The organism is Kocuria rhizosphaerae, from assembly GCF_044462265.1.
GTDB lineage: Bacteria > Actinomycetota > Actinomycetes > Actinomycetales > Micrococcaceae > Kocuria > Kocuria rhizosphaerae.
On sequence record NZ_JBISWL010000130.1, the window covers coordinates 1 to 6810 of the forward strand.

The 6810-nt window shown below is 73.4% G+C and carries 6 protein-coding genes; 1 reads left to right on the forward strand and 5 read right to left on the reverse strand.

Annotated features, from left to right (window positions below):
- The first annotated feature begins 34 nt into the window (after positions 1-34).
- On the forward strand, positions 35-1066 hold the full coding sequence (locus ACH9EU_RS14900) for a 6-phosphofructokinase (RefSeq protein WP_396414151.1): 1032 nt from the start codon (positions 35-37) through the stop codon (positions 1064-1066).
- 197 nt (positions 1067-1263) lie between these two features.
- On the opposite strand, the gene ACH9EU_RS14905 is transcribed toward ACH9EU_RS14900, so the two are convergent.
- From ACH9EU_RS14905 to ACH9EU_RS14925, 5 genes are all read right to left on the reverse strand, one after another.
- Positions 1264-2802, reverse strand: a complete 1539-nt coding sequence (locus ACH9EU_RS14905) for a molybdopterin-dependent oxidoreductase (protein WP_396414697.1) — start codon at positions 2800-2802, stop codon at positions 1264-1266.
- A 13-nt stretch (positions 2803-2815) separates the two neighbouring features.
- On the reverse strand, positions 2816-3889 hold the full coding sequence (locus ACH9EU_RS14910) for an ArsA-related P-loop ATPase (protein WP_396414698.1): 1074 nt from the start codon (positions 3887-3889) through the stop codon (positions 2816-2818).
- Positions 3880-4155 carry a cory-CC-star protein gene (locus tag ACH9EU_RS14915; protein ID WP_396414699.1) on the reverse strand — a complete coding sequence of 92 codons (276 nt, stop codon included), beginning with the start codon at positions 4153-4155 and terminating at the stop codon, positions 3880-3882. The genes ACH9EU_RS14910 and ACH9EU_RS14915 overlap by 10 nt, the downstream gene beginning before the upstream one ends.
- Positions 4156-4159: 4 nt before the next feature.
- Positions 4160-5869, reverse strand: coding sequence for a carbon starvation CstA family protein (locus ACH9EU_RS14920; RefSeq protein ID WP_396414700.1), 1710 nt, complete (start codon positions 5867-5869; stop codon positions 4160-4162).
- Between the two features lie 152 nt (positions 5870-6021).
- Positions 6022-6810, reverse strand: a 789-nt coding sequence (locus tag ACH9EU_RS14925; RefSeq protein ID WP_396414701.1) for a VOC family protein, incomplete at its 5' end; no start/stop codon positions are given.

Below are 6810 nucleotides of genomic sequence, written 5' to 3' on the forward strand. Positions count from 1 at the left end.
CCCTCACGCCTCGAGACCCCAGGAGACTGCACGGATGAAGATCGGACTGCTGACCAGCGGCGGGGACTGCCCCGGCCTCAACGCCGTGATCCGCGGGGCGGTGCTGCACGGGATCAAGACCTACGGCCACGAGTTCGTGGGCTTCCGCGACGGCTGGCGCGGGGTCGTGGACGGCGACATCATGGACCTGCCCCGCACCCGGGTCCGCGGCCTGGCCCGGGAGGGCGGGACCATCCTGGGCACCTCCCGCACCAACCCCTACGAGGGCCCCGGCGGCGGCCCCGAGAAGATCGCGGTCATGCTCGAGCGCCACCACATCGACGCGATCGTCGCCGTCGGCGGGGAGGGCACCCTGGCCGGGGCCAAGCGCCTGGCCGAGGCCGGGCTGCCCGTGGTCGGGGTCCCCAAGACCATCGACAACGACCTGCAGGCCACCGACTACACCTTCGGCTTCGACACCGCCGTGTCCATCGCCACCGACGCCATGGACCGGCTGCGCACCACCGGGGAGTCCCACCACCGGGCCATGGTCGCGGAGGTCATGGGCCGCCACGTCGGCTGGATCGCCCTGCACTCCGGGATGTCGGCCGGGGCCCACGCCGTGCTGATCCCCGAGCAGCAGGTCTCCATGGACCAGGTCTGCGCCTGGGTGAGCGAGGTCCACGACCGCGGCCGCTCCCCGCTGGTCGTCGTGGCCGAGGGCTTCATCCCCGAGGGCGCCGACGACGTCGTGGCCGGCAGGGGCACCGAGGCCTCCGGCCGGCCCCGCCTGGGCGGGGTCGGGGAGCACGTCACCGAGCAGATCGAGGCGCGCACCGGCATCGAGACCCGCAACACCATCCTGGGCCACATCCAGCGCGGCGGGGCCCCCACCGGCTTCGACCGGGTCCTGGCCACCCGCTACGGCCTGGCCGTGGTCGACCTCGTCCACGCCAAGCAGTGGGGGAAGATGGTCGCCATCCGCGGCACCGACATGGTCCGCGTCCCCTTCGAGGACGCCCTCGCCGGACTCAAGACCGTCCCCCAGCACCGCTGGGACGAGGCCAAGGTCCTCTTCGGCCGCTGACCGGGCCCCGGGGGCGTGCGCTAGCCGTGCGCCCCCCGGGGCCCGCGCAGGAAGCCCGAGCGCCGCCCGACGACCTGCCCGGCGTCCGGAGCGACGACGACCTGCTGCGCGGCGGCCCAGCGCTGCCCGTCCTCCGTGACGACGACGTCGGCCGCGGTGTTCCGCGCTGGACCCGGAGTGCGGGGTGCCGCCGGAGGTCAGGCGACCGTGAACACCCGCTCGTGCAGGCCCGTGGCGCCGTCCGGCGCCGGCGGCGCCTCCTCCGCGGTCTGCACGGTCCCCTGCGTGTCCACCGCCCGCACCCGGACCGTGTGCTGCCCGGGCCCCAGACCGGACGGGCGCAGCACCCACTGCCGCCACGTGTCCTCCGAGGTGACCGCGCCGAGCTCCGCGTCCCGCCACGGTCCGCCGTCCACGCTGACCTGGACGGCAGCGATCCCGGTGTGCTGGGCCCAGGCCGTGCCCGCGACGACCACCGCGCCGCGGTCCACCCGGCCCCCGTCCGCCGGGACCTCGATGCGCGAGGACAGCTTGACCGGCCCGCGCGCCGACCACCCCCGCGTCGTCCAGTAGGCCTGCGCGCGGTCGAACCGGGTGACCTCGAGGTCCACGACCCACTTCGTGGCCGAGACGTAGCCGTAGAGGCCCGGCACCACCATCCGCACGGGGTAGCCGTGCTGGAACGGCAGGGGTTCACCGTTCATGGTCACGGCCAGCAGCGACTCCCGGTCCGGGTCCGTCAGGGCGGACAGCGGGGTGCCGGCCGTGAAGCCGTCCTGGGAGGTCGAGAGAACCATGTCGGCATCGGCATGTGTTCCGGCCTCGGCCAGCAGGTCGCGGATCGGCACCCCGGTCCACACGGCGTTGCCCACGAGGTCCCCGCCCACCGGGTTGGACACGCAGGCCAGGGTCAGCACGTGCTCCACGAGCGGGCGTGCCGTCAGGTCCTCGAAGCCCAGCTCGATCTCGCGGTCCACCATGCCGTGGATCCGCAGCCGCCAGTCCGCCACGTCGATGCGCGGAACGGTCAGGGCGGTGTCGATGCGGTAGAAGTCGTCGGCGGGGGTCAGCCAGGGCTCCACGCCCTCGACGCCCAGGTCGGCGCGCGGCGGTATCGGGTCCTCGACCACCGGGGGCGGTATCCGCAGGGCCTCCCGGGCCGCGGGAACCCGGGCCGCAGCCGACGACGCCCAGCGCCCGGCCACCCCGGCCGCCGCGCCGAGCACCGCCACGGCCGCGGCGACGGTGACGAAGCCCCGGCGATCCATGCCCTCGTCGGCATGTTCACCGGCCGTGGCCGACCGGGTGAGCAGCGTCAGGCAGACCGTACCGGCGCCCGTGCCGACGACGACCGGGACCGTGTCCGCCACGGACACCCCGGCCCTCGTGAGCACGGCGAGCAGGCCCACGAGCCCCAGGGCCCCGAGCAGGCCCGTGCCCAGTGGTGGGCGGCGGCGCTGCGCCGCGCCGACGGCCGCGCCGAGGCCCAGCAGACCGGCCGCCATGACGAGCAGGAGCACGAGCTTGTCGGCGGTGCCGAACAGGGCGATGGCGGCGTCCTTGACCGGGGCCGGCACGCCGTCCACGATCACGCCGCCCACAGCGGTCAGGGGCGCCCCGACCGGTCCGGTCACCCACGCGAGCAGCTCGGCCAGTCCCACGGCCACGGAGGTAGCGGCGATCCCGGCCAGCAGCCAGGGGCCCGCCCGTCCTTGCCCGTCCGGGGTGGAGGTCATGACATCCAGGGTGTCACGGGGCCCTGACATCCGCCTGGGCGAGCACGGCCCCGAATCGTTCGAGGGCCTCCTCCCCCACGACGTCGCCGGGCAGCAGGGGCACCTGCAGCAGCGGGACGTCCGGCAGCGCCTCGCGGAGGGTGGCCAGGTGCACCTCCTCGAGGCGGCGGCGCTCGGCGAGGAAGTCGCCGGCGTCGGCGGGGGACCGCTTGTTCACCACGAGCGCCCCCACGTCGACCCCGGCGCGCACGAGCTGCTCGTGCAGCTCGACCGTCTCGAGGACGGGGAGCCGTTCCGCGGCCAGGACGATGACGAAGGCGCAGCGCCGCCGGTCCACGAGGACCTCGCGCAGCGCCTCGAAGCGCTCGCGCCGGCGCAGCAGCACCCGGCGGATCTCGAGGTCGCGCTCCTCGCGCGGGTCCCGGGGCCGCTCCGTGCCCACGACGTCCTCCGCGGCGTCCCGGTCCTCGAGCCCGCGCAGGGCGGCGCCGAAGCGCTCGGCCCGGCCGCGGCGCCGCAGCAGCCCCTCGGTCCAGGCGGACATGATCTCCGGCAGGGCCATGAGGCGAGCGGTGTGCCCGGACGGGGCGGTGTCGAAGACCACGAGGTCGTAGTCCCGCAGGCCGAGCTCCACGAGCTCGGCGATGCGCTCGAGCACGGCGGACTCGTGGGTGCCCGGGGAGTCGCGGGCGAGCCGCATGTGCTTGTCGACCTCGCCGGCGAGGTGCTCGGGCATCAGCCGGCGGATCGTGGCGCCCACGGCCGCGAGGTGGGCGTCCGTGGTGGCGACCGGGTCCACCTCGATGCCGTCCAGGACGCCGCCGGGAGCGACGGCGCCCCCGGGGCCGCCGCCGGCAGGACCGCCGGTGTCCCCGCCGAGATCGCGGGCGAGCGGGGTGATCCGGTCCCCCACGGTGCGGTCCCACAGGTGCCCGAGGTTGTGGGCGGGGTCGGTGGAGACCACGAGCACCCGCCGGCCGGCGCGGGCCTGGGCGAGGGCTGTGGCGGAGGCCACCGCGGTCTTGCCGACACCGCCCTTGCCGCCCACGAACAGCACCCGCCGGTCGGCGGCCAGTTCTAGCAGCATGAGATGTGCTCCAGGGGCGAGCGCTCCAGGCCCATCCTCCGGTGCCAGTCGTGGAACCGGTCGTAGACCACGGGCAGCAGCTCCACCGTGTAGTAGCTGGCGGGGTTGGGCACCCCCAGCGCCTCGGAGAGGACCAGCATCATGAACAGGTCCTCCTCGTCGCGCTGGGCGCGGGCGAAGGTGCGCCGGTAGGGCGCCACGTAGAACTCGTGCAGGCCCGCCCGGAGGCGGGCCTGCACGGTGTGCAGCCGGTCGAGGACCGTCACCGGTTCACCGGGAGGAGCGCTTCCCCGGTTCGGCGGCCACGCGCGCGTCCTCGTCCAGCTCCGGCGGGTTCTTGCGGGCCTGGTTCATGGCGATGAAGGACTCGAAGATGACCCACACGGCCGCGATGAGAATGATGACGTCCAGCACGAGCAGGAACCAGTTCTGGGTGTCGTAGAACTGCCTCATCTGCACGATGAGCGCGTAGACGGACATCACCAGGAGGAACAGCAGCGGCAACAGCACGGGGAGCACAGGACGGCCCTTGCGCAGCAGGATCACCGCGACCATCGACAGCGTCAGACCGGCCAGCAGCTGGTTCGTGGTGCCGAACAGCGGCCAGATCAGCAGGCCGCCGGAGCCGTCCGCGCCGGCCCCGAAGGTCAGGCCCATGGCCACGGCCAGCACGATGACGGTGGCGATCGCCTTGTTGACGTTGACGCCGATGATGTGCGCCGCCTCCTGCACCACGAAACGCTGCAGGCGGATGCCGGTGTCCATGGTCGTGGCCGCGAACAGGACGGCCATGGTCGCCAGGATGGTGGCGCTCAGGCCGACCGGGATGCCCAGGCCGCCGTTGACGATGGCGCCGCCGCCCTGCACGAAGGCGGTCACCCCGCCCTGGCCGAACGCGGTGTAGATCTCCTCCCACTCCGCGATCGTGCGGAAGCCGGCGGTCGTGGCGATGATCGCGCCCAGGGCGAGCAGGCCCTCGCCCACTGCCCCGAAGTAGCCGACGAAGCGGGCGTCCGTCTCCTTGTCCAGCTGCTTGGAGGAGGTGCCGGAGGCGACGATGCCGTGGAAGCCGGAGATCGCCCCGCACGCGATGGTGACGAACAGCAGCGGGACGAGGCTGGGCGTGCCCTCGGGCACGGCGTCGTTGAAGGCCGGGGCCACCACGGTCGGGGCGGAGATGAGGACCGCGCCGTAGAGGATGCCCAGGGCGATGAACAGCTGGAGACCGTTGATGTAGTCGCGCGGCTGGAGGAGCATCCACACGGGCAGGACCGAGGCGATGCCCGCGTAGAGGAACAGGACCACGATCCAGAAGGCGGTGGCGGAGAGACCGAGGATCGTCTCCGGCAGCACCACGGGGAACCGGTCGCCGATCAGGATCAGGGAGTAGAGGGCGACGACCCCGACCACGGACACGAGCGGGAGGTTCCACTTGAACCGGTAGATGGCCTGGCCGATGAGCAGGGCGACGACGATCGCGCCCCACGTGGGGATGACCGCGGTGGGGGTCCCGGTGAGCAGGCCGGCGATGACCACGGCGAACGCGGCGTTGACCATGAGCAGCACCAGGAAGATGACGACCAGGAACAGGTTCCGGCCGCGGTGGCCGATGTACTTGCCGGAGAGCGAGCCGATGGACTTGCCCTGGTGCCGGGAGGAGGCCCACAGCGCGCCGAAGTCGTGGATGCCGGCGAAGAAGACGGTGCCGATGGTCACCCAGAGGAAGGCGGGCAGCCAGCCCCAGATGACGGCGATGGCGGGCCCCACGATGGGCGCGGCGCCGGCCACCGAGGTGAAGTGGTGGCCCCAGAGGATGTACTTGTTCGTGGGCACGTAGTCCACGCCGTCGCTCAGTTCGTGAGCGGGGGTGACGAAGGACTCCTGCAGCTTGTAGACCCGGCGGGCCAGGAACTTCGAGTACAGGACGTACCCGAGGATCATCATGGCGACGCCGATGACGGCGAGGACGATGGCGTTCACGTCGCTCCGATCTGTGAGGGGTGGCAGGGGATGTCAGCTGGGTCACCAGACTACCGCCGTTCGAAAGGCTCCTGCCGGTCCCCTCGGCGGCGGCGCGCTCGGGGCCGGAGGGCTCCGGGTGGCCGTCCGCGGGCGTCACGGCCGCGGGACGCTCACCCGGTGGCCGGCTCCGGTTCCCCCGGGGTCATGACGGCGAAGGACTCCCGGTCCGGGCCGGCGACCACCGCGAGCCGTCCGTAGGGGAACTCGATGGGGTCCTCCATCACCGAGCCGCCGGCGCCGCGCACCCGGCGGACGACGTCGTCGACGTCGTCGACCTGGAAGCACACGGACCAGACCGCGGGCGCGTTCTCTGCCGCGGGGTCGGTCCCGCCGATCCCGCCCGCGGGACCCTCCTCGTGCGGCACCGTGAACATCGCGTAGGGGGCGCCGTCCGCGCCGGAGTCGTGGTAGCTGTAGCCGAAGACGTCCGCGTAGAAGTCGCGCGCGGCCTCGTGGTCGGGCGTCACGAGGTCGCACCAGACCACGGCCCCCGGCACGTCCACGACCCGGAACCCCGGGTGCGCACCGGCCTGCCAGAGCCCGAAGGTCGCCCCGGTCGGGTCGGCGCACAGGGCCATCGTCCCGAACCGGCCGACCTCGGTGGGCCCCGCGAGGAGCGTGCCGCCCGCCTCGGTGATCCGTTGCACGCACTCGGGGACGTCCCGGGTGGCGAGGTAGACCCGCCACAGGTGCGGGAGCCCCTCGAGGTCCGGGACCGTGGGCGAGAGACCGGCCACGGGGCGCCCGTCCACGAGGGCCCAGCGGTAGCCGCCGTACTCCGGCCCGGCTCCGGGGTCCTCGAACTCCCAGCCGAGGACCGCGCGGTAGAACTCCTGGCTCCGATCCGGATCGGTGGCCATGAGGTCGACCCAGCAGGGGGTGCCGTTCGGCCACGGCTC